This window comes from Runella sp. CRIBMP, assembly GCF_009905605.1.
GTDB lineage: Bacteria > Bacteroidota > Bacteroidia > Cytophagales > Spirosomataceae > Runella.
Genome location: NZ_JAAAKZ010000007.1, coordinates 11,340 through 34,370, shown reverse-complemented (window position 1 = coordinate 34,370; position 23,031 = coordinate 11,340). Strand labels below are relative to the sequence as shown.

The following is a 23,031-nucleotide window of genomic DNA, read 5'->3' as shown; positions in this document are numbered from 1 at the left end:
TTTAATCAATAAGCTTATGGTCTAGGGCAAACCGAACCGCTCCAGCGAGGTTCTTTAGATGGAGTTTTTGGTAGATACTTTTTCGGTGACTTTCAACCGTATTTAAGGAGATATTAAGTTTTGCGGCAATTTCGACACTCGAATTTTCGAGGGCAATGAGCTTCAGCACTTCTATTTCGCGGGCAGAAAGCATATAGGGCAGGTTTTCACGGACAGGTTCTGCAATATTAAGTATCTCCACAATTTCATTCCCGAAACACCTTCCTCCATTTGCCACGGCCAAAATAGCCTTTTCGAGTTCGGCTTTTTTGGCTTTCTTTAGCACATATCCCAAGGCTCCTGCCTGAATTGCCTGCTCTATCAGATGGGTCTCTTCAAGCATTGAAAGCATCAGAATTTTAAGGTGAGGATAGTGTTGCCGCACTTGCAAAACCGTGGCAATGCCATCCATTTGTGGCATTTGCATATCACACACCAATACATCTACGTCATAAATCGCTAATTTTTCCAGTACTTCCAATCCATTTTTTGCCGTACATACTACTTCCAAAAATTCACTAAAATTGATGGAATCGGTGAGACTATCGAGCAAAATCTCGTGATCGTCGGCAAGAAGAATCCTAGTCTTCAAAGGTAGTTATGGTAAGCAGTCCAAAAAAAATTACCCTTCTCGCCGCTTTTTATAGGCTTTGGCAAACAAAAACAGCACAACGCCAAACAGCATTACCCCTCCAAAAGCGTACAAGAAGTCGAGCATATCTTTTAAAACCCCCAACAGTACAATGCTGACCAAGAAAATGGTAGGAAGCTCATTAAGCAGACGAAACTGAAAGGAATCGTAAGGCTTTTCGCCTTTCTCCAATTTTACAATGATACGTTTGCACCAGAGGTGATAAACGGTGAGCAGAATAATGATAGAAAACTTGACGTGAAACCAGCCCATTTGCCAATAGGCAGGATTGAGAATGGTCATGGTCAGGCCACAGGCCCAGGTGAGCATCATGGCAGGATTACAAATGATTTTGTAAGCACGCCACTCCATAAGTCCAAATTGTTCCTTAAAAGGTTGACGTAGATGCTCGGGTTTTTGGTCGGCTTCGGCGTGGTAAACAAACATCCGGACCAAATAAAATAAGCCTGCAAACCATGCCACAGCACCGATGATGTGAAAGGCTTTAATATAAAAAAGAGCCATAACTTGATGTTAATTGTTGATCGAAATGGAGTAATTTCAATAAAACCCCAAATAACGATTAACAATTAACAATTAGCAAGTTTTGGGCTATCCAACCAGTAATTTTTGACCTTTACGAACCATATTGCTCCGCAAGCGATTGATTTTTTTCAAACGAGCTACGTCTATTCCGTAGCGTTCGGCAATGGTAGACAAAGTATCTCCGTGCTGTACGCGATGATACCGAATTTTAATTTTTGCCTGAGCTTTTGCTTTAGAAGGTGCGGCAGCTACCTGCGGTAATGCCTTAAATTCTTTGAGGACAACAAGTCGTTTTCCTCGCGGAATGGAATTTGAACGCAGTTTATTCCATTTTTTTAGCTCACTTGCACTTACACGATAGCGGCTGGCAATTTTCCCGAGCGTTTCGCCCTTGCGAACCGTATGGTATACCTTTTTGGTTTTTAGGACTGTATCGGTCTCATCAGCTTCTCCTTCTGTCTCCTCACCACTTTCCAAAACACTGCCATTGGAAGCGAGCGCACCAACGGCACTGAAAGGCGATTTTGAGGCAGAATCCCAAATCATTTGACGGTTTTCGGTCAAATAATGATAACAATGATTGGGCACCCTCAATACGCAATTCTTCGTTTTGGAGGGCAATTCAGTGTTGATAAGCATGGGGTTCAACTTATAAAGCTCATCCATTGTCATTCCCCCCAGCTTTGCGAAAGTCATCAGATTAAAATATCCTGAAACCTGAATCGTATCCGACACGGTTGGAAATTCAGGAACATCAGGAAACAGTCCATGGTCGGCATGGTAATGCATCAAATAGGTCATCGCTACAAACTGGGGCACATAGTGGCGTGTTTGTTTGGGCAGGAAATTATAAATCCCCCAGAATGAACTCGACCCCGAGCGACGCATCGCACGTTTTACATTGCCAGGGCCTACGTTATAGGCAGCCAAAGCCATTTCCCAATCCCCAAACGCATTATAAAGGCGTTTTAAGTAACGACAAGCGGCATCGGTCGATTTTACGGGGTCAAAGCGCTCATCTATATAATCATCCTGATGCATTCCATATTCACGCCCCGTAGCAGGCATAAACTGCCACAACCCCCCTGCTCCTGCGTAGGAGATAATCCTGGGATTCAGCCCCGACTCAATCAATGAGAGAAATTTCAACTCACGCGGCATCCCGTATTTTTCGAGGGTTTGCTCGTAGAGTGGAAAAAAAAGATGCATCTGCTCAAGCATTCGCTTAACGAAGTCTGGCTTGCGATAAATAAAGTGTTCTACAAATTGATGTGTAACCTTGTGATACCTCAGCGGAATCTCGTTTTGTAACTTGGCTAAACGTTCTCGAATCACCATTTCAGGCACCGTCGAATCTGCGAAGGCTTCCACCTGCAACAGTTCTTCTTCCACCGTGTTGGTGCTTGTTTCTACATTTTGTGAACGACCAGATGTACCGGTTCCAAGCCAAAACATTCCCATCAACATTCCTATCCCCGCGATTCGCTTCAATTCCATCATTGCTTTTGGTATTTTCTCGTTAGGTTTTACATTTGTTTTGTTTCGTTTTTGATGGCTGTGTATCTACGCAACAGACGGTTGCGCTGTATTTGTTTCAGTTAGTTGATTTGAAAAAGCCAGCAATTCGGCCTCTCCAAAAGGTTTTCCCATGATTTGCAACCCCATGGGCAGTCCCTGCGCATCTACTCCGTTGGGAATGGAGATGGCAGGATTTCCCACTACATTGGCCTGCACCGTAAAAATATCCGCCAAATACATTTGCAACGGGTCCTCGGTTTTATCCCCAATCGGGAAGGCCGTGGTAGGTGTAGTAGGCATCAGTAAAAAATCATATTTTTCAAATACCCGGTCAGTTTGTTCTTTCATCAACCGACGAACTTTCTGGGCTTTGGTATAATAGGCATCATAATAACTTGCGCTCAGGACAAACGTTCCAAGCATAATCCGGCGCTTCACTTCTTTTCCAAAGCCTTCACTACGTGATTTCTTGTAAAGAGAGGTTAAATCTTCCGCTTTGTTACTTCTATGGCCGTAACGAACCCCATCAAATCGGGAGAGATTTGAGCTGGATTCGGCCGTAGTGAGAATATAGTACGTAGGAAGAATGTACGAAAGTAAGTCAAAGTCCACTGGCTCTACTGTATGGCCCTGCTCGCGGAGCACTTCCAATTTAGCCAACATGGCTTGCTTCATTTCGGGCTGCAACCCTTCACTTTCTACCCCCTCGCGCAGATATCCTATGCGCAAAGGATGTTTTAGAAGGTCCGATAAATGCGTATAATCACCCACGGGTTGCGTTGAAACGGTACTGTCGAATTCGTCAGCACCAGCCATGATTTCTAGCAATAGTGCCGCATCTTCCACACTTTTGGTGATAGGACCTATACAATCAAAAGAAGAACCATACGCCACCAAACCCCAACGCGAAATGCGTCCGTAAGTAGGCTTAAAACCAACCAATCCGCAAAAAGCCGCTGGTTGTCGCACCGAGCCGCCCGTATCAGACCCCAAAGAAGCCAAACACATATCGGCCTGTACAGCTACCGCTGAGCCTCCTGAGGAGCCCCCTGGCACACGGGTTACGTCGGCGGCGTTTCTAACTACTCCAAAGGCCGAGTTTTCATTGGAAGAGCCCATAGCAAACTCATCGCAATTCTGACGCCCGATGATGATGGCATCCTCGTCCAAAATTCGCTGCACGGCGGTGGCTGTAAACTGCGACACGAATCCATCCAGAATTTTACTGCCTGCTTGTAAGCCGTGGTCTTTGTAGCACAGTACATCTTTGATTCCAACCACCATTCCCGCCAATCGCCCTGCTTTTCCTGCCACAATTTTCAGGTCAATCTCTTCAGCACGCTGCTGGGCTTCCTCCCCATAAACTGCCACAAAAGCATTCAATTGAGCGTTTTTCTCTTCAATATTTTTTAGATAATACGCTACCAACTGACGACACGAAACGGAACCGTCATTCAAATCTGCCTGTATTTCACGAAGCGATGTGTAGTACTTCAAAACGAAAGGGAGTAAATAAGATAAACTTAGGTTGGCACAAAATAAAAAATCGGCAGTAGTGCTAACACTACTGCTGATTTTAGGTGTTTGAGCTTATTTTACATTGTAACGTTGAAAAAAACGCCCAATGTATCAAACTTTTTTCTAGCGACTTACGTCGTCCAGTCCTTTTTCGATGTTTTCTTTTACCTCTTTAGAGGCATCTTTAAACTCCCGAATACCTTTTCCCAACCCCTTCATGAGCTCAGGAATTTTTTTCGCTCCGAAAAGCAGCAATACGATAAGGCCAATCAACAGGATTTCTTGTCCTCCAAGGCCTAAAAACAATAAGATCGAAAGCATATTCATTAGAAAAATACAGTTAGTGATTTGTTAGCTATGTGTTATTTGAAAACTGCGTTCAATTTTCAAATAACTATTTTATTACTCCAATAAAACGAATCAAGGGGGCAATTTTACCTTATATTTTTAAAATTTAACCCATTTTTAAGATTCTGCTCTGCAAAATTAACAACAATTTCTCGAAATATCAGTCTATTGAGATGGTATTTCGTTTAGTTTCCCATTCACGGAAGTCATTCAAGTCGGTGCCAATGGCATTAAAAAGCCATACAATGAGGGCAATATCGTCGGTAAAACCCACCACAGGCAAAATATCCGGAATAAAATCAATGGGTGAAAGAAAATAAATCAACACCGCAATAATGCGCGTCAGTGTTTTCCAAGGTACAATTCTATACTCTCCCGTGGCATAGGCCTTGAGTAACCGCGTCAAAACCCCAATTTTTTCTCGCAAGGCTTCATACCCCGACCCTTTCAGCGCGTTAGTTTTGCTTAAAACATCGCGTAAAAGCTGCAAAAGACTGCCCGTGTTGCGCGCATAACGGCCCGCTTTGCCCGTAGCAGTTTTAAAAAAAACAGACTTCAACACCCGTACAAGAATATTATCAGTAGTGGACCCGGAAGGCATTTTTTACTTAAAAGTTTAATGTTTAAAAGTTATTTTAATCTACAACCTATAAACGTTAAATACATTAAAAAGATTTATAAACCCTCTAAAATTAAATTTAATAATGGTTTATTATTCTAGAATCCAGCCTTCACGCAGGCATAGTTGATGAATGTGCTCATAGTGATGCTCGCTGTGCCAAGCATACATGGCAACCACTTCTTGCAAGGCAAATACGCGCTTTGTTTCGGGATGAAAATAGGTACGCTGCAATTCTGCTTCGGTCAGTGAATTAAGCAACATGACCCAACGCAAATGCAGGTATTTAAGCAACTGCAACGACCAGTCTAAGGGCGCACCTTTCCCATCAGCCAGCTCCGCCCAAAGTGCCTCTTCGTACGGTTTAATGAAGGGATTGTCTTCGGTCAAGGCCAATTTAAAACGAATGTAGGCATTCATGTGGCTATCAGCCACGTGATGAACCGTTTGAGCAACGGTCCAACCTCCAGGCCGATACGGTGTCTCTATTTGGCTTGCACTTAACGGATTGACGATATTAAACAGTTTGGAAGGCAAAGCACTGATGGTCTGAATCTGTGATTTGGTTTCAGCCATTGTGTATGTTTTACCAGTTTGAAACCGACCGATAGGATATTTGAGTGATTCCATGCGCTTTTAAATTGTCATTTTTAGGAACTGTTGTTTTATTTATCTTCCAAAATCATCCTGCACACGTACAATATCCTCTTCATCTGAGGGATTGGTGGCATCAGTATGTTGCCAAATTTCAGCCAAAATCCCCCATTCAGCCAGCCCAACCAATCGATGACGTTCTCCTTGTTTCAACACAATCAGCTCACCAGGCTGATAGGATTTCACTTCGGTTTCCTCGTCGGTTTCACTCGTTACCACGCCAACTGTACCCGATACTACCCGCCAGATTTCGGCGCGGCGGTGGTGGTATTGCCACGAGAGTCGCTTTTCGGGAGCTACTACCAGAATTTTGGGGCTCAATTTTTGGGTAATTTGCAGCGAAGAGAGCTCTACGGTTGGAAAATACTTAGCCGCAAATTGAGGGGTTTGCGACTCATCCAAGACAAAAAAGCCTCCCCAAGGGCGAGTCTGATCTTCTTTCACAACGTTGAATCCTTGCTCAGCCAACGAGGCCGCAATCTTCGAAAATACTTCCTGTTTTGTGGGTACAATCGGTTCCATTAAAAAAATGATATAGGTGAAGCGTAAAGTTAGAAAAATCTTGTAAAGTAATCTCCGTATTTTTGCCCGAATTTTAAACTATTCTCATGTCTTACCCACAGCTAGAAGTCTCGTTATCTACCCATAAAAAAATTTATTTTGCCTCTGATTTCCACCTCGGTGCCCCAAATCATACCGAAAGCATGGTGCGTGAAAGACGATTAGTACGCTGGCTGGAGTCGATTAGGCATGATGCCCAAATGATATGCTTAGTGGGTGATTTGTTTGATTTTTGGTACGAACACCGCCGGGTTGTTCCGCAAGGGTTCGTGCGGTTTATGGGAAAATTGGCGGAGCTTACCGATGCGGGAATTCAAATCATCGCCTTCCCAGGCAATCATGACATGTGGATGAGTGGGTATTTTGAAAAAGAATTGAATATTCAAACGTTCCGAGAGCCGCTCCAATTATCGGTCAGCGCTCAAGGCAGCACAACTCGTTTTTTTATTACCCACGGCGATGGGCGCGGTCCCGGAGACAATTCGTACAAAGTACTTCAACGAGTATTTGAGAGTCGGTTGGCCCGGTGGTCTTTTGGCAATATCCTTCATCCTGATTGGGCCCTTTGGCTGGGACAAACCTGGGCAAGTTATAGTTGGCGCAAAAACGACAAAGAAATCAAACCTAAGTTTCTGGGCGAAGAAAAGGAATGGTTATTGTTATACGCCAAAGAAGAGGAGAAAAAAGCACACCACGATTATTATGTATTTGGCCACCGACACATTGAACTGGATTACCCCGTCAATGACCAAAGCCGCATTTTTATCTTGGGCGACTGGATAGTTGATAACACCTACGCCATATTTGACGGTAAGACCATGAAATTGCATAATTATCCTCACCGAAGTCTCGAAAAGTAATTATTATTTTTTCATAACATCCTGACGAGTAATGCTTTCCCTTGGAGCTTGATTAAGAATAGAACGGTATTCTTTCTTTTTAAGGTCACCGTTTTTGACGGAGTTGATGAATTTAGCCCAAGCAAAGGGATTTAAAAATGGAACTGCCGTGGTAAAACTTCGGTTGGCGGCATTTTCACGACCAAAGATTTGCTGATCCATAAAGTTTCGATAGTTGCCCGCCGCGCTCAACGGCGTCACCGCCGCCATCTGCATTAGCAACTCCTGACGGGTATTTTGTTCAAGATTTGCCCGTTCAAATTCATCAGGAAGTTTCATGGCCACAAACGCCTTCTTGAATTCTTCTTCGGTGGCATACGGATATACTTTTACTTCTGCCAATGTTTTGACGTCTTCTTTCATCAAAATAATGGCCGAATAAGACTCCTCCATGTGCCGACGTGGAATAATGTGGTATTGCTTTTGATACCCCAAATAACTGAACACAATACTATCACCTGGGAATACGGGTAAAGCAAAGTAGCCACCTTCATCAGCCAATGTACCCCGGCCAGCCCGGGGAATTAAAATATAAGCTTTGCCCAAAGTTTGTGTTCCTTTTACGCCTACTACCCTTCCCGTAAACATGATACTTTTGACCTGACCTTGTGCTTTTACTTCCGACGAAGTTACTGCACTCACCAGTATCGCCAATATCAAAATAAGGAAGTTGTATTTTATATTAAGTTGCATGGTTTACTTTTTATATTCCTGACTCGAACGCCCTATTTGTTTAACGCCTGAGTTCAGGAAAAAATTTTAACAAATGTCACAATAAAGGGTGTGGAAAGCAATAACCCGTCAAATCGATCTAAAAACCCCCCATGCCCAGGAATCGTACTACCAGAGTCTTTGATTGCAATACTCCGTTTGAACAACGACTCCACTAGGTCACCTAAAGTGCTTGAAACCACCATGAGTGCCCCAATGCAGTACCACTCCCAAGGGCGGTGTGAGGTAAAATAAGTACCAAGAGCAAACGCAACTACTCCCGCCAACAGAGCGCCTCCTGCGGCCCCTTCCCAAGATTTTTTGGGAGATACGCGTTCAAACAATTTCCGTTTTCCAAAATAAGTCCCTGCAAAATAAGCTCCGATGTCAGTAGCCCAAAGCAACAACAGACACCCCAGTACAATTTCATAGTTATACGTGCCACCGCGCATGGCAAGTACACTTAAAAGAGAAAAAGGAATGGCGACGTAAATAATACCCAAAAAAGTGAACGCAATATTCTGAAAAGGTTTGAGATCCCGCTTTTTGTAGAGTTTAATGAAGAATATCATCGTCACCATCGGACTGATGAGAAAATAGTTTTGAAAATCAACGATTTCTTTCTCAATCAAAAAAGTAATGACGTTGATAAATACCCCGCACATTGTGCCATAATACGTCAGCGGTTGATTTCCATCCAACCCAAGAAGTTTATAGAATTCGAGTTGGGTAAAGATACTTATGCCACAAAAAAGCAACAAAAACGTCCAGTCGGCGTATAAAATTGCGCCCACGATGATGGACACTCCAGCTATAGCGGCAATGATGCGTTGTTGTAAATTTGAAAGACTATCCAAACGAGATTTCATTCACTACAATTGTTTTGGCAATGATAGCATCTTTCACGGGAACATACAACTCACATTTCCCAAAATGGTAACTGCTATCCTGTTTATTGATGATTACAGCGGAGATTCCTTGCTGTTCCAAATATTCGCGCACAATTTCGGCACGGTGCTGAAAACTTGTTTCAAACACTTTTTCCCAGTTGCTAGGTACCATTCGTCAGATTAGTGCTTCGTTGAGAACTTACTTTTAGATTCAACAACAGTGCGGCCGTCAATACCAACGAAAGAATCGCCCCAATCCACGATACCGACGATTCTGCTGAGGATATTTCAAAATCAAGCACTTTGCGGTGAGACAGAAATATGGCCAAAACTGTGAGTCCATTATTAATAAAATGTGCAAAAATGGGAGCCCATAAGTTCCGGGTCCAAAAATACAAATAGCCAAACATTGCCCCTAGAAGCAATCTAGGCACAAATCCATAAAATTGGAGGTGAATAGCGCTAAACAAAGCCGCGGTCAGCCAAACAGAAGCATGTACATCCCTAATTTTATGAAATATTTTCCGCTGAATAATCCCTCTAAACAGTACTTCTTCCCCAACGGCAGGAATTACGGCAATCACACCCAAAGCAACGACAAATTTCAACCAAGAATCAAAATCGGTCAAAAATTGTGTCATGCCCGCCAATTCATCTTCTTTGTACCGCATCCAATTTTCAACCCGCTGTAGGCCTTCAGGCAAATGAAGGTGACTGTTCCATTCAATAATCCAGCTGTTGAGGGGCAAAAAAGCAATGACCGTAAATAAAACCATCGCCAAAGTCAAAAAAGATGGAGCTGGTCGACTTATAAACTCTTCCACTCGATGCTGTTCGGACCAACGCCAATAAACAACACCAGGAATCAGAAATGTAAAAAGGTGGGAAACGGAGTGAAGTATCATTAAATACCACCAAGCATGAGGAAACAGCTGCGGCTCCTGAATCATCTGCGAAATTTGCTCTAAGTTGCTTGGCCCTCCGAGGAGCACGCCAATCAGAAGAATCACAAGCATAGCCACAATATTGCCGATTGACATTCCAAGCAACACCAACCCCAGCAATAACATTACATTGCGCCAAGGCGGACGTTGCGGAACGCTATGAATAATTTCTGGCTGAATCTCTTCCACAGGTTAGGGTTTTAGTCGTACGCAAATATAATATTACCCACAAAAATACGATACCTTGGTATATTTATAAGTTTAAATATACACAAATACAACGTTTCAATAAAAAAGCAGGCTTCTAGAATCCCTAAAAGCCTGCTCAATACTATAATTAAAAATTTACAATGTCCGTTTTACCTCTTTCATTTCAAAGCTTTCAACAATATCTCCTACTTGAAGGTCATTGAAGCCTCTAATGCTGAGTCCAAATTCGAAGCCTGATTTTACTTCATTTACATCGTCTTTGTAACGTTTCAACTGTGAAATATCTCCTTCGTGTACCACGATAAAGTCGCGAATTACTCTGACTTTGTTGTTACGTTTGATAATACCATCCGTTACGTAAGAGCCTGCCACGGTACCTATTTTACTAATTTTGAATACCTCACGTACTTCGGCATTACCAACAATTGCTTCTTCCATCGTTGGTTCTAGCATACCCGCCATGGCATCTTTCACTTCATTGATGGCATCGTAGATAACTGAATACAAACGAATTTCGATTTGCTCCTGCTCCGCGAGTTTTTTCGCATTGTTTGAAGGGCGAACCTGGAATCCAACAATGATTGCATCGGAAGCAATGGCTAGGTTAATATCTGATTCTGCAATCTGACCAACCGCCTTATTGATGATATTTACCTGTACTTCTTCCGTCGAAAGTTTGAGTAGCGAATCGGAAAGTGCTTCTACCGAACCGTCCACGTCACCTTTGACGATAATATTCAATTCTTTAAAAGTACCGATTGCTTTTCTTCGGCCGATTTCCTCCAACGTAATGTGTTTACGGGTACGGATGGTTTGCTCACGCATGATTTGCTCACGCTTGTTAGCAATTTCACGCGCTTCGCGTTCGTTTTCCATCACATTAAACTTATCACCCGCTTGAGGAGCCCCGTTCAACCCTAAAAGTTGCACAGGGGTCGATGGGCCAGCTTCTTTAAGACGCGCACCCGTGGCGTCAAACATGGCACGAACCCGTCCAAAGTGCGCACCTGCCAAGATCACATCACCGACTCTCAAGGTACCTGTTTGTACCAATATCGTTGCCACATATCCACGGCCTTTATCAAGGGATGCTTCAACCACCGTTCCAGAAGCTCTACGGTTCGGATTTGCTTTCAGTTCGAGCAAGTCTGCTTCCAGCAACACTTTTTCCATCAAGTCAGGAATACCTACTCCCGATTTTGATGAAATTTCCTGAGTTTGGTATTTACCTCCCCATTCTTCCACCAAAATATTCATGTTGGCTAGTGCCTCACGTATCTTTTCGGTGTTAGCTCCGGGCTTATCTATTTTACTGAATGCAAATACAATCGGAACGTTGGCATTCTGAGCGTGATTTATAGCCTCTCTCGTTTGAGGCATGATAGAGTCATCAGCCGCAATTACGATGATAACAACATCCGTCAATTTAGCTCCACGAGCACGCATTGCCGTAAAAGCTTCGTGACCTGGTGTATCCAAGAACGCGATTCTGCGTCCGCCATCTGTTTTTACACTGTAGGCGCCAATGTGCTGGGTAATACCACCCGCTTCACCCGCCGCAACTCGTGTACGACGAATATAGTCAAGCAACGATGTTTTACCGTGGTCAACGTGACCCATGATGGTTACGATCGGCGCACGTTCAAGCAAATCTTCTTCAGCATCTACCTCTACTTTTACATCTCCTTGAATTTCTTCTTCGGCAGATATAAACTCGACTTCATAACCAAATTCATCGGCAATCAGCGTGATACTTTCCGCATCCAAACGTTGGTTGATGGAAACGAACATACCCATGCTCAAACAAACCGAAATTACTTCTTGCACCGATACGTCCATCAAAGATGACAGTTCGTTGGCCGAAATAAATTCCGTCACTTTCAACACTTTAGCATCCTCCTGCTCCTGCATCATGCGCTCTTCGGCAGCATCTGCCCGCAAACGGCGACGTTCACGGCGCTTATCTGCGCCAAAGTTTTTACCACTAGTAGTACCGCTCAAGCGGGCATAAGTAGCCTTGATTGAGTCAGCCACTTCTTTGTCGCTGATTTCATCTTTACGCTCTCTACGACCGCTTCCGCCTTTTTTATTGGCATTCGTATTCGTATTATTGGTCGCTGGCCCTTTTTTAGCAGCTCCACCAGCGGTATTTGCATTAGGTGCTGTTGTATTGGGCGTCGCGTTGGCATTAGGAGTTGCATTGGCCGGAGCATTGGTCTTTGAACCATCCCGTTGGCCATGTTGGTACTGTGTAATAGGCCGATCATTCTGATTCTGTTTTCCTTTATTAGCAGGGCTATTAGGATTAGCTGCCGGGGCATTATCAGTAACTTTCTCTCCTTTACGCAACCGTTTACGTTTGCGTTTTTTGTCCTTGTCTTTATCTCGATTTCCTCCGTCACCACCTCGGCGCTCGGTAGGAAGTTCAATCTTTCCTAGAATGGTGAGTCCTTTCAAGGTTTCACCTTTTGCTTCAATCAATACCGGCTCGGGTTCTGGCTCAGGGGCAGGAACTTCTTTAGGAGGCTCGGGTTGTTTTACCTTAACAGGTTGTTGAGGGCGTTCTGTCCGAGGAGTAAACGGCTGTGGTTTAGCAGGTTCTTCCTTGGGTTTTGGTTGAGGTGCAGGTTTGAGTTCCACCGCTGGTTCTTGTACCACTTCTGCTTTGGGTTCTATGATTGGCTCTACTTTTGGCTCTGCTTTCGTTAACTCCTCAATAGGCTTAATTTCGGGTACGGGTACGGGTGCGGCTTCCACAGGCAGGATAATTTCTGCTTTGGATTCAACCACAGGCAATGCTACTTCCTTCACAGGCTCTGGCATCATTACTTCCGGCTTTTTCTCTTCAACAGGTTTTTCTGCCACCGGAGTCTCTTCTATTTTCTTCTCTTCAACAACCACTTCTGGTTTCTTCTCTTCAATAATAACCACCTCTGGTTTTTTCTCTTCAACAACGGGAGGGGCCAGCTTAGGTGCTTCCTCAGGTTTTGGCGGAGTTGGAACGGGTACATTGATTGGTTTGGGAGCATCCAAATCAATTTTCCCAACAACCTTTAGTCCAATAGATGGGGTTTCAGGAAGTTTTTCTTCTTTCTCCGGTTGAGGCTCTGAAACAACCGGTTTAGGTACATTGACAGCCGACTGCGATGTACGAAAATAAAGTACAGGGCTATCTTCTGACTTAGGTTGTGGTGCAGCAGGTTCTTCTTTTTTGGGGGTAATTCCCCCCAATAGCGCGTCCACCTTGAACTCTTTAGACAGAAATTCAAGCTGTTCAGCGTTTAACTTTGTATTGGGATTATTATCAACCTTAAAGCCTTTAGCACCCAAAATACTGGCAACCGCAGCGTGGCTACGATTGAGTATTCGAGCTGCTTGACTAAGGCGCATACTTTTTTCTTCCGACATACTGGAAATAGACGTACCGAAGTACGAGTTATTGGTTATTCGTTATTAGGGAAACCCTGGAAAATTAACCCAAAGATACAGATTTATTTTTCAACTACGTTTATCTGTTCTCTGTACGTCAAGTATAGTCAGCAATTAACTCGTAAATGTCCCTTTTTCAGTGAGTCATTTTGTCCCAAACCGACTACATTTATTCAAATTCACGACGTAAAATTTCAAGGATTTCTTCTACTGTTTCTTCTTCAAGGTCGGTACGGCGAACAAGCTCTTCTCTACTGATGTTGATGACTTGTTTTGCAGTATCCAAACCAATCTTGCGGAATTCTTCAATCATCCACTCGTCAATCTCATCCGTAAATTCGCTCAAATCCACATCTTCCTCGTCTTCTTGGCCTTCAACATCACGGAATACATCTATTTCCATGCTGACCAAACGCCCGGCGAGTTTAATGTTTTGTCCTCCTTTACCGATCGCCAAGGAAACTTGATCAGGTTTTAGATAAACAGATACCCTTTTGGTCTCTTTATCTATCACCATTGAAGTTATTTTGGCGGGGCTCAAGGCACGCTGAATGAGCAATTCGAGATTTTCGGTATAATTGATAACGTCAATGTTCTCATTATTCAGTTCTCTCACGATAGTATGAATCCGCGAACCTTTCATCCCAACGCAAGCGCCCACGGGATCGATACGGTCATCATACGACTCCACCGCTACTTTGGCACGCTCGCCGGGCTCACGCACAATCTTACGAATGTTGATAAGTCCGTCGTAGATTTCAGGAATTTCGGTTTCAAACAATCTTTCCAAAAATACGGGAGAAGTACGCGAAAGCGTAATTCTTGGCGTACCATTGTTTAGCTCCACTTTATGAATGACCGCTTTAACGGGCTCTCCTTTACGGTATTTATCCTTAAAGATTTGCTCTTGTTTGGGCAGGACTAATTCATTGCCTTCGGTATCTAAACAGATGAGTTCGTTTTTGAGTATTTGATATACTTCTACATTGAGCAGGTCGCCGACCATGTCTTTGTATTTGATATACAGCAACTCTTTCTCTAAATCTTTTACCTTCTGAATCAGCGTTTGACGTGCAGTTTGCACCAGACGCCGTCCAAAATCTTCCAATTTTACTTCCTCAGCTACTTCTTCACCCACTTCAAAGTCATCCTGAATTTTGCGGGCTTCAGCCAGAGGAATTTTATCCGGTTCCCAAATATCTTCTGAGTTATCGTCCACGATTTCACGGGTACGCCACATTTCGAGGTCGCCCGTATCGGGGTTGATAATCACATCAAAATTGGTATCAGTACCGTATTTTTTACGAATCATCGTACGAAACACTTCCTCCAATACTTTTATAATCGTAGGACGATCAATATTTTTGGAGCGAGCAAACTCGGCAAACGATTCTATCAATACTACGCTATCCATTTTCTTTCAAAACAGTTAATTGTTATTTGTTAAACACAGAACAATTCTTTAAATCTTAAAACAGTTTATCTAAGAGCAGTGATTATTCGTCGAGAATTAATTCCCACTTCTAACACTACGTTCTTTCACTTTATTTTTATCCCACCAACCCAGATTCAATCCTTAAAAGAAACATTAAAAATACTATTTTCCTGTGGTATTTAAAACGTTATCTGTACTTGTGCCTTTGCAATGTCGGTATAGGCAAAAGGCAATTCAACAGGAACTTGGTCTTTTTTCTTCTTTTTCAATTCTTCGAGTATCACAAACCCTTCTTCATCCGCCGAAATTAATTTACCTTTTTTCTCAGCACCATCTTTTGCTATTACTCTTAAAGTACGTCCGATATTCTTACGAAACTGCCTTGGCATCGCCAACGGATAATCTACACCCGGAGAAGACACCTCAAGCGTATACGCATCGGGCAGCACTTCTTGCGTTTCGAGCATTTCTCCTAATTTCCAGCTAATTTCGGCACATTCATCAATGCTGATGCCCGCATCGCTGTCAATCAACACCGTTACTTTCTGACGAACTTTTGAGGCGGAGACCTGCACTTCTACGATGAAAAATTTGTCATCCTCCAAAAGGGTAGAAAGCAATTCGACAATTTTTTCCTTTACATTCATTTTTTTCCAACAAAAAAGGGGAATCAATTTCCCCTCAGAATCTTAACCGTAAATTGTGGTGCAAAAGTAACATCTTTTTACTAATTTAACAACACCCATTTTAATTATTTGCTATGGCACAGCATGTTGTCGTGTATGAGTACGGTATAGTTCGGCGCGCTTCCGAGGCAGGGGGAAGTATTGATAGCACCCAAAACACGGAGGTATTTGTTTCAGACCAGACTTTTGACCTGCTCAAACAGTGGGCTTTTGTACCCCATGCCGATGCCGTAATTCATTTTTTTTTACAAAAAGGTAAAGAGTGCCTTCGTTTCAAAAATTACACGGGTATTTTACAAACATCTGACGGTACTCAATTTGAAATTTTACCGAAAATTTCAAAAAATGATACCGTTTTTATAGCAAGACAGTCTTTATTGAAAATGCTCCGCAGTGTCACTGACCTTCCATTTTACCAGCTTTCTCAAGCACATTTACAACAGGCGGACCAACCACTTTGGGAGATTTTCATTTCAGCTTTTATTCAAGAAATGGAGCAAATTATGCAACAGGGCTTGGAAAGGGCTTATCAAACCATTGAAACCGAACAAACATTCGTACGGGGAAAATGGCTACCGCACCGTCAAAATACCCTCCATCCTGAATTGCTGTTTTCCGCCCATGACGAATTCAACGCCGACATCCTGCCCAATCGCTTGCTGAAAACCTGCGTGTTGTTTTTAGGCAAGTGCAGTCAATATTTGCCCAATCAGGTTCGCCTTCGGCAATTGCGTTTTGCATTGGCAGACGTCAATACCTCCACGCAAGTAAACGCTGATTTTGCAAAATTAGAAAAATTAGACCGACGTTTTAACCGATATGCACAAGCGTTGAAATGGGCCAAAGTGTTGCTCAATCAACAGTCATGGGCTACGGCTGGCAAAGACGTAAATGACTCGTTATTGTTTCCGACCGAACGATTATTTGAAAATTATGTAGCCCATGGTGCAAAACGTTATTTAGTCGACCATCAAGTATCGTATCAGGACAATTTGCATTTTTTGGTCGATGATCATTCTGGCAAGCGCCGATTTCGGTTACGCCCCGACCTGGTGATTCGCAAAGACCAACAAACGGTGGTTATGGATATGAAGTGGAAATGGATTGAACCCACTCTCCCTAATTATGGTATAGAACAGGCCGATTTGTATCAATTATACGCTTATGGGCGCAAATACAACGCGGATGCGCTATTCCTGATTTATCCCGCCCAGGAAGATTTTCGGGCACCGCTTCCTCCATTTCGTTTTGAAAAACAATTGGTTTTAACCGTTATTCCTTTTGATATAAGGGCACTGTTATCGTTAGAAGTAGAAAAGATGGAAAATTATTTAGGGATGACATAGAAGAAAAAAGCCGGTCAGTCTCATAATAAACTGACCGACTTTTATTATTTAGGCATTCAATGCACGGTTGCCTGTAGCCGCCAAGCAAGCCTCCTTAAAGGCCTCTGTATAGGTGGGGTGTGCGTGCGACATGCGACTCACGTCTTCGGCTGAGGCTCGGTATTCCATGGCTACCACTGCCTCTGCAATCATATCAGCTGCGCGCGGGCCAATGATATGCGCGCCCAGAATTTCATCTGTTTCTTTGTGAGCCAATACTTTTACGGTCCCGTCAATGTCCATGCTTGCGCGCGCGCGGCCAAGGGCTTTGAACGGAAACGAACCTGTTTTATAGGCAATTCCTTTGGCTTTTAATTCATCTTCCGTATAACCTACTCCTGCTACTTCAGGCCATGTATAAACTACGTTTGGAATGAGCAGGTAATTGATATGTGGTTTTTGTCCAACGATGGTTTCGGCCACAAACACGCCTTCTTCTTCCGCTTTGTGGGCCAACATCGCCCCGCGAATCACATCGCCAATGGCGTAGATGTTAGGCACTTTGGTTTGAAGCGTGTGTTCATCCACTTCGATTTTTCCGCGTTGGTCGGCCACCAGACCCGCATTTTCAAGCGCGAGTCCATCGGTATAGGGTTTACGTCCCACGCTCATCAGGCAGTAATCACCCGTAAAAGTAACGAGCTCTCCTTTAGGGTTCTCTGCGGTTACGATGACCTCATCACCCGTATTTTCCACCGTTTTTACTTTGTGACTAAAATAGAAATCAGCGCCGAGTTTTTTTACCGTCCGCTGAAGCTCTTTGCCCATCGTCGCGTCCATGGTCGGAATCATGGCCGAAGCATATTCAACAAAGCTTACTTTAGCCCCGATGCGTGCGTACACAGAACCAAGCTCTGCGCCAATTACGCCCGCCCCAATCACGATGAGGTGTTTGGGAATTTCGTTGAGTTGAAGCGCTTCGGTCGAAGTGATGATGCGTTTTTTATCAATCGTAACACCTGGTAATGACGAAGGCTTGGAGCCCGTAGCGATGACGATATTTTTGGAAGTAATCATTTCAATGTCTCCTCCTTCTTTGGTCACCTTTACGGTATTTTTATCCACAAATGAGCCAAGGCCTTGGTAGACATCAATTTTGTTTTTCTTCATCAAAAACTCGACGCCTTTGCATACTTGGCTGACTACCTCACTCTTGCGGGCAATCATTTGCGCCAAATCCACCTTTAGGTTTTCGAGCTGAATGCCGTGTTCAGCAAACGTATGCGAGGCATTGTAGTAGTGCTCAGAAGAATCGAGCAGCGCTTTGGAAGGAATACAACCTACATTCAAGCAGGTTCCGCCAAGGGTTTTATATTTTTCGATAATGGCCGTTTTTAAGCCTAACTGCGCGCAACGAATGGCGCAAATGTAGCCGCCAGGCCCCGAACCGATTACGATAACGTCGTATTGCATTGGATTTATATAACTGTTTTAGTCATTTAATTATTCGAACAATTTCACAAAAAAGGGGCACGGTATACCGAGCCCCTTTTTAATTTATATTCTTACACTTCCAACAGTAACCGTGTAGGGTCTTCGAGCAATTGCTTTACTCTGACGAGGAAGCTCACCGAATCACGGCCATCGATGGTGCGGTGGTCGTAGCTTAGTGCAACGTACATGATAGGTCGAATAACGATTTCTCCATTCACCACGACAGCACGCTCAACGATGTTGTGCATTCCCAAAATCGCCGCTTGGGGAGCATTGATAATCGGGGTTGAAAGCATAGACCCAAAAATACCACCGTTGGTGATGGTAAAGGTCCCACCTTGCATTTGGTCAATGGTCAGCTTGTTGTCGCGGGCGAGGCCAGCCAAACGAATGATTTCTTTCTCAATTTGAGAGAAGGTCATTTTTTCGGCATTACGAATTACGGGCACCACTAAGCCACGCTCGGTCGAAACCGCAATTGAAATATCGGAAAAATCATTGTAAACGACTTCATCGCCGTCAATGAAGGCATTCACTACTGGAAATTCCTGCAAAGCTACCGCACAAGCTCTGGTAAAGAATGACATAAAGCCTAAACCTACGCCGTGTTTTTCCTTAAATTTATCTTTGTACTTATTACGCAACTCCATGATGGGCTTCATGTCTACCTCATTGAAGGTTGTCAACATGGCCGTTTCATTCTTAACCGCAACCAAACGACGCGCGATGGTTTTGCGCAGCGACGTCATTTTCACGCGGCGTTGGCCACGGGCATCCGCCGCTTTGGGAGCAGGGGCAGGAGCCGCTGGTGCCGCTACTGGCGCTTTAGGTTGTTCAGCTGGAGTAGGCTTAGGAGCAGTTTGGGGTTGTGCTGCGATGGCATCTTCTTTCGTTAATCTTCCGCCAACACCCGACCCCGCTACACTTGCAGGGTTAATGCCTTTTTCGGCCAAAATTTTGGCAGCGGCGGGAGATGGATGCCCTGCTGCATAACTATCATTGGAAGCATTGGCCGTAACCGCCTGACCGTTTGATTGCGGTGCTTCAGCTACTGGAGCTGAGGCCGCCGCACTTCCAGCACCTACTTCAATTTTACAGATTACGGCTCCGATTGACAACGTCGAACCCGCTTCAGCTACAATGCGTAGCACTCCTGCGGCTTCGGCAGGGAGTTCAAAAGTAGCTTTATCAGACTCTAGTTCACAAAGGACTTCGTCCAATTGAACGGTATCGCCGTCTTTTTTATTCCAGCTAGCGATGGTTACTTCCGTGACGGATTCACCCACTGTCGGCACTTTCATTTCTACTATTTTAGCTGCCGTTGCAGGTGCAACAGAAGCCGCAGCGACGGGAGCAGGCGCCGAAGCAACGGGTGCGGGAGTTGACGCAGGAGCGGAAGCTGCCTCAGCCGATGTTTCAATCACACATATCAGTCCACCAATCGGTAATACATCACCTTCTTGTGCTTTAACCCGTAAAACGCCATCAGCCTCAGAAACGACATCAAAAGATGCTTTATCTGAATCCAAACTGCATATTACTTCATCACGTTTGACACTTTCTCCGTCTTTTTTCACCCAAGAACCAATGGTTACTTCGGTGATAGATTCTCCGACGGTCGGGACTTTTATTTCAATCTGTGACATATATTCAGAATTTGGGAATTGTCAATTTGAAAATGAGTTAGGATGAAAACAGAGAATCTCGCTATTACTTTCAATGCTCTATTTTCAGGGTATTATTTTAAGAAAAAGCCTGCTCAATGAGTTCTGCCTGTTCTTTTGCGTGTATTTTCATATATCCTGTTGCGGGTGATGCACTGGCTTTACGGGCAATCACTTTTCCTAAACCAATTTCAGGAAACTCACGCAAAATAAATGACCAATAGCCCATGTTTTCTGGCTCTTCCTGCACCCAAATCACATCCGCTTTTTTGTATTGATCTAGGTACGCCTGTATTTGTTTTTTGGGGAATGGATACAACTGCTCTACCCGAATAATGGCCACATCTTTACGATTATCTTTTTGTTGTTTGTCCAACAGTTCCCAATAAAGCTTACCAGTACAAAGCAACACTTTTTTTACCTTTTTAGGTTCAGCAAATTCATCTCCGATGGTTTCGCGGAAAGAAGTTCCTTCGGCAAAATCACTTAAAGGCGATACCGCCATCGGGTGACGCAGCATTGATTTAGGCGACATCAAAATGGCTGGCTTTCGGAAAGGTAATGCCAATTGACGACGAATCATGTGGAAATAGTTGGCTGGCGTGGTAATGTTGCAAACGTACATGTTATACTCCGCCGACAAAATCAAAAAGCGCTCCGGACGGGCACTTGAGTGCTCAGGCCCCTGGCCTTCGTAGCCGTGCGGCAACAACAGCACCAACCCGTTCATGGCATTCCACTTCGACTCCGTAGCGGCAATAAACTGGTCAATCATGATTTGAGCCCCATTCGCAAAGTCGCCGAACTGAGCTTCCCAAATCACCAATGCGTGGGGATTAGCCATGGCATAACCGTACTCAAAACCCATAACTCCGTACTCTGAGAGCAGTGAATTATAGATTTCAAATTTCCCTTGTCCTTCACCGATATGCGCCAAACTGTTGTGATTGGCATTGGTCTCGGAATCATGAAGCACGGCATGGCGGTGTGAGAAAGTACCGCGCTGAATGTCCTGCCCCGTCATCCGGACGGTTTTTCCTTCCGTCAGAATAGAGCCGTACGCCAGCAATTCTCCCGACGACCAGTTCAGCGGTTTTTCGCCCGCAAAAATCTGCTTCCGCTCTTCAATTACTTTTTCAATTTGTTTCAATGCTTTGAAACCTTCGGGTAAGCTTGTAAGGGCTTGCCCTACTTTTTCAATCACCTCTTTTGTAATACCAGTAACGGGTGATTTTTCAAAATCTTCGGGCACCGAACGCCGCAACTCAGCCCAATCACGTTCGAGCTTAGGGCGTTTATACGGAAGCTGTTTTTGTTTTACTTTTTGAAGTAAATCCTGCAACTCGCCTTCGAGTTCGGCCTTCATTTGATCCGCAATTTGCGCGTCCAACTCTCCACGTTCGGTCAATACTTTTAGGTATAAATCCCGACCATTGAGCTGTTGTGAAATTTTCGAATACATCGTCGGCTGCGTAAAACGCGGTTCATCTGACTCATTGTGACCGTATTTGCGGTAACAAACCATGTCCACAAATACATCGCGGTTAAACTCCTGGCGAAACTCAATGGCGACCTTCATTACAAAGGCTACCGCTTCGGGGTCATTTCCATTGACGTGGAAAATAGGCGCATCCACGATTCTGGCAATGTCTGAACAATAAATAGATGAGCGGTCGTCTTCGTGATCGGTGGTGAATCCAATTTGGTTATTTATCACAAAGTGCAACGTTCCGCCCGTATAATACGCGGGGAGGTTAGACATTTGCGTTACTTCGTACACAATCCCCTGCCCCGCCACGGCGGCATCTCCGTGAATCAAAATAGGCAGAACGGGGTCGTATTTATCCTGCCCTTCAATATGACCGTAGTGTTCATCGGCACGCGCGCGGGCATACCCTACCACGGCTGGATTAACGGCTTCTAAGTGCGATGGATTCGCCATAAGTTTAAGACTAACGGCTTTCCCTTCTGGCGTTTCGATTTGGCTTTCGTAACCCATGTGGTATTTTACGTCGCCATCACTGAATTCATCCAACTCAACGTTTTCCTCAAATTCGTTAAAGACCTGTTCATAAGGCTTTTGAAGCACATTGGTCAATACATTGAGACGGCCACGGTGCGCCATACCAATTACCACTTCTTCCACCCCAAGCTCAGCGCCACGGTTGATTGCCACATCCAATGCTGGAATAGTCGCCTCTCCACCTTCCAGCGAAAATCTCTTTTTACCTAAAAATTTGGTGTGCAGAAAGTTCTCGAAGGTTACAGCATCGTTGAGTTTTTCAAGAATACGTTTCTTTTGCTCAATCGTAGGCGTAAAGTTCAGGTATTCCTGTTCAATCTTCTTTCTTAACCAGCTTTTAGCCCGACGGTCGCGGATGTATTGGTATTCAAACCCTACTTTTTCGGTATAGACTTTACGAAGGGCATCCACAATTTCACGCAGCTTTGCGGCCCGGCCAAATACTTCAATCCCTGCCTCAAATACCGTTTCTAAATCGGCTTCCGACAAGTTGAAGTCTTTTAAGTCCAACTCGGGATACCGATTCTTGCGGGGTCCTAGCGGGTTGGTCTGCGACATTAAATGCCCTCTCTGACGGTAGCCCCTTATCAAGTGAACTACCTCCATTTCTTTGCGGGTATGCGAAGCTGAAATAGGTGTTTCAGCCACCGGTGCGGCCCCATTGCCATTTGATTTAGGTTTATTTTCGCCGTATTTAGCAGAAAATTCAAACCCTTCAAAGAACCGTTGCCAACTTAAATCAACAGAGTCAGGCTGTTGTAAGTATTTTTGGTACAGGTCCTCAATGTACGCAGCTTCTGAATTAGCTATATATGAGTATTTTTCCATTAAAAAAAAATGCTGGTTGAAAGTGGGGCAAATTTAGTTCATGTATTTTGAATTCGTTG

Annotated in this window: 20 protein-coding genes; 2 read left to right on the top strand and 18 right to left on the bottom strand. The window is 44.1% G+C overall.

From position 1 onward, the window contains the following. Nucleotide 1: 1 nt before the first annotated feature. The 8 genes from GVN20_RS17740 to GVN20_RS17705 form a co-directional block, all read right to left on the bottom strand. Entirely contained in the window at nt 2–631 is a 630-nt protein-coding gene (locus GVN20_RS17740; RefSeq protein WP_166559626.1) for a response regulator transcription factor, read from the bottom strand. Between the two features lie 30 nt (nt 632–661). After that, on the bottom strand, nt 662–1,195 hold the full coding sequence (gene hemJ / locus GVN20_RS17735; RefSeq protein ID WP_166559625.1) for a protoporphyrinogen oxidase HemJ: 534 nt from the start codon (nt 1,193–1,195) through the stop codon (nt 662–664). Nucleotides 1,196–1,282: 87 nt separating this feature from the next. Further along, on the bottom strand, nt 1,283–2,716 hold the full coding sequence (locus GVN20_RS17730; RefSeq protein WP_166559624.1) for a lytic transglycosylase domain-containing protein: 1,434 nt from the start codon (nt 2,714–2,716) through the stop codon (nt 1,283–1,285). A gap of 63 nt (nt 2,717–2,779) precedes the next feature. Then, the gene (gene gatA / locus GVN20_RS17725; RefSeq protein ID WP_166559623.1) at nt 2,780–4,231 is read right to left on the bottom strand and encodes an Asp-tRNA(Asn)/Glu-tRNA(Gln) amidotransferase subunit GatA; all 1,452 of its coding nucleotides are present in this window, start codon (nt 4,229–4,231) and stop codon (nt 2,780–2,782) included. A 144-nt stretch (nt 4,232–4,375) separates the two neighbouring features. Then, on the bottom strand, nt 4,376–4,579 hold the full coding sequence (locus GVN20_RS17720; RefSeq protein ID WP_114066930.1) for a twin-arginine translocase TatA/TatE family subunit: 204 nt from the start codon (nt 4,577–4,579) through the stop codon (nt 4,376–4,378). 181 nt (nt 4,580–4,760) lie between these two features. Further along, nucleotides 4,761–5,201, bottom strand: coding sequence for a YkvA family protein (locus tag GVN20_RS17715; RefSeq protein ID WP_166559622.1), 441 nt, complete (start codon nt 5,199–5,201; stop codon nt 4,761–4,763). Nucleotides 5,202–5,312: 111 nt separating this feature from the next. Further along, nucleotides 5,313–5,849: a YfiT family bacillithiol transferase gene (locus tag GVN20_RS17710; protein WP_166559621.1), complete on the bottom strand. Its 537-nt coding sequence runs from the start codon at nt 5,847–5,849 to the stop codon at nt 5,313–5,315. Between the two features lie 39 nt (nt 5,850–5,888). Next, nucleotides 5,889–6,395, bottom strand: a complete 507-nt coding sequence (locus GVN20_RS17705; RefSeq protein WP_166559620.1) for a phosphoheptose isomerase — start codon at nt 6,393–6,395, stop codon at nt 5,889–5,891. Between the two features lie 86 nt (nt 6,396–6,481). On the opposite strand from GVN20_RS17705, the gene GVN20_RS17700 reads away from it, so the two are divergent. Further along, nucleotides 6,482–7,294, top strand: coding sequence for a UDP-2,3-diacylglucosamine diphosphatase (locus GVN20_RS17700; protein WP_166559619.1), 813 nt, complete (start codon nt 6,482–6,484; stop codon nt 7,292–7,294). Nucleotides 7,295–7,297: 3 nt separating this feature from the next. Here the strand turns inward: GVN20_RS17700 and GVN20_RS17695 are convergent, their stop codons facing one another. From GVN20_RS17695 to rimP, 7 genes are all read right to left on the bottom strand, one after another. Next, nucleotides 7,298–8,026 (bottom strand): carboxypeptidase-like regulatory domain-containing protein, encoded by a 729-nt coding sequence (locus GVN20_RS17695; protein WP_114066935.1) that lies wholly within the window; start codon nt 8,024–8,026, stop codon nt 7,298–7,300. 53 nt (nt 8,027–8,079) lie between these two features. Then, entirely contained in the window at nt 8,080–8,913 is an 834-nt protein-coding gene (locus GVN20_RS17690; protein ID WP_114066936.1) for a phosphatidate cytidylyltransferase, read from the bottom strand. Continuing rightward, a complete protein-coding gene (locus GVN20_RS17685) occupies nt 8,894–9,106 on the bottom strand; it encodes a putative signal transducing protein (RefSeq protein ID WP_114066937.1) in 213 nt (70 codons plus the stop codon). Before GVN20_RS17685 ends, GVN20_RS17690 begins: the two co-directional genes overlap by 20 nt. Next, nucleotides 9,096–10,067: a CPBP family intramembrane glutamic endopeptidase gene (locus GVN20_RS30025; protein ID WP_166559618.1), complete on the bottom strand. Its 972-nt coding sequence runs from the start codon at nt 10,065–10,067 to the stop codon at nt 9,096–9,098. The genes GVN20_RS17685 and GVN20_RS30025 overlap by 11 nt, the downstream gene beginning before the upstream one ends. Nucleotides 10,068–10,223: 156 nt before the next feature. Next, nucleotides 10,224–13,496 (bottom strand): translation initiation factor IF-2, encoded by a 3,273-nt coding sequence (gene infB / locus GVN20_RS17675; protein ID WP_166559617.1) that lies wholly within the window; start codon nt 13,494–13,496, stop codon nt 10,224–10,226. Nucleotides 13,497–13,686: 190 nt separating this feature from the next. Further along, nucleotides 13,687–14,931: a transcription termination factor NusA gene (gene nusA, locus GVN20_RS17670; protein ID WP_166559616.1), complete on the bottom strand. Its 1,245-nt coding sequence runs from the start codon at nt 14,929–14,931 to the stop codon at nt 13,687–13,689. A 200-nt stretch (nt 14,932–15,131) separates the two neighbouring features. Next, the gene (rimP, locus tag GVN20_RS17665) at nt 15,132–15,599 is read right to left on the bottom strand and encodes a ribosome maturation factor RimP (protein ID WP_166559615.1); all 468 of its coding nucleotides are present in this window, start codon (nt 15,597–15,599) and stop codon (nt 15,132–15,134) included. A 113-nt stretch (nt 15,600–15,712) separates the two neighbouring features. On the opposite strand from rimP, the gene GVN20_RS17660 reads away from it, so the two are divergent. Further along, a complete protein-coding gene (locus GVN20_RS17660; protein ID WP_166559614.1) occupies nt 15,713–16,984 on the top strand; it encodes an McrC family protein in 1,272 nt (423 codons plus the stop codon). 48 nt (nt 16,985–17,032) lie between these two features. Here the strand turns inward: GVN20_RS17660 and lpdA are convergent, their stop codons facing one another. The 3 genes from lpdA to GVN20_RS17645 form a co-directional block, all read right to left on the bottom strand. Further along, a complete protein-coding gene (lpdA, locus tag GVN20_RS17655) occupies nt 17,033–18,436 on the bottom strand; it encodes a dihydrolipoyl dehydrogenase (protein ID WP_166559613.1) in 1,404 nt (467 codons plus the stop codon). A gap of 92 nt (nt 18,437–18,528) precedes the next feature. Then, nucleotides 18,529–20,103: a 2-oxoglutarate dehydrogenase complex dihydrolipoyllysine-residue succinyltransferase gene (gene odhB / locus GVN20_RS17650; protein WP_166559612.1), complete on the bottom strand. Its 1,575-nt coding sequence runs from the start codon at nt 20,101–20,103 to the stop codon at nt 18,529–18,531. Between the two features lie 97 nt (nt 20,104–20,200). Next, nucleotides 20,201–22,972, bottom strand: a complete 2,772-nt coding sequence (locus tag GVN20_RS17645; protein ID WP_166559611.1) for a 2-oxoglutarate dehydrogenase E1 component — start codon at nt 22,970–22,972, stop codon at nt 20,201–20,203. Nucleotides 22,973–23,031 lie beyond the last annotated feature (59 nt).

What these genes read in the sequence shown, in the direction of transcription:
- hemJ (WP_166559625.1), bottom strand. Translation starts at nt 1,195, where the DNA reads ATGGCTCTTTTTTATATTAAAGCCTTTCACATCATCGGTGCTGTGGCA.
- GVN20_RS17730 (WP_166559624.1), bottom strand. Translation starts at nt 2,716, where the DNA reads ATGATGGAATTGAAGCGAATCGCGGGGATAGGAATGTTGATGGGAATG.
- GVN20_RS17720 (WP_114066930.1), bottom strand. Translation starts at nt 4,579, where the DNA reads ATGAATATGCTTTCGATCTTATTGTTTTTAGGCCTTGGAGGACAAGAA.
- GVN20_RS17715 (WP_166559622.1), bottom strand. Translation starts at nt 5,201, where the DNA reads ATGCCTTCCGGGTCCACTACTGATAATATTCTTGTACGGGTGTTGAAG.
- GVN20_RS17710 (WP_166559621.1), bottom strand. Translation starts at nt 5,849, where the DNA reads ATGGAATCACTCAAATATCCTATCGGTCGGTTTCAAACTGGTAAAACA.
- GVN20_RS17705 (WP_166559620.1), bottom strand. Translation starts at nt 6,395, where the DNA reads ATGGAACCGATTGTACCCACAAAACAGGAAGTATTTTCGAAGATTGCG.
- GVN20_RS17700 (WP_166559619.1), top strand. Translation starts at nt 6,482, where the DNA reads ATGTCTTACCCACAGCTAGAAGTCTCGTTATCTACCCATAAAAAAATT.
- GVN20_RS17695 (WP_114066935.1), bottom strand. Translation starts at nt 8,026, where the DNA reads ATGCAACTTAATATAAAATACAACTTCCTTATTTTGATATTGGCGATA.
- GVN20_RS17690 (WP_114066936.1), bottom strand. Translation starts at nt 8,913, where the DNA reads ATGAAATCTCGTTTGGATAGTCTTTCAAATTTACAACAACGCATCATT.
- GVN20_RS17685 (WP_114066937.1), bottom strand. Translation starts at nt 9,106, where the DNA reads ATGGTACCTAGCAACTGGGAAAAAGTGTTTGAAACAAGTTTTCAGCAC.
- infB (WP_166559617.1), bottom strand. Translation starts at nt 13,496, where the DNA reads ATGTCGGAAGAAAAAAGTATGCGCCTTAGTCAAGCAGCTCGAATACTC.
- nusA (WP_166559616.1), bottom strand. Translation starts at nt 14,931, where the DNA reads ATGGATAGCGTAGTATTGATAGAATCGTTTGCCGAGTTTGCTCGCTCC.
- rimP (WP_166559615.1), bottom strand. Translation starts at nt 15,599, where the DNA reads ATGAATGTAAAGGAAAAAATTGTCGAATTGCTTTCTACCCTTTTGGAG.
- GVN20_RS17660 (WP_166559614.1), top strand. Translation starts at nt 15,713, where the DNA reads ATGGCACAGCATGTTGTCGTGTATGAGTACGGTATAGTTCGGCGCGCT.
- lpdA (WP_166559613.1), bottom strand. Translation starts at nt 18,436, where the DNA reads ATGCAATACGACGTTATCGTAATCGGTTCGGGGCCTGGCGGCTACATT.
- odhB (WP_166559612.1), bottom strand. Translation starts at nt 20,103, where the DNA reads ATGTCACAGATTGAAATAAAAGTCCCGACCGTCGGAGAATCTATCACC.
- GVN20_RS17645 (WP_166559611.1), bottom strand. Translation starts at nt 22,972, where the DNA reads ATGGAAAAATACTCATATATAGCTAATTCAGAAGCTGCGTACATTGAG.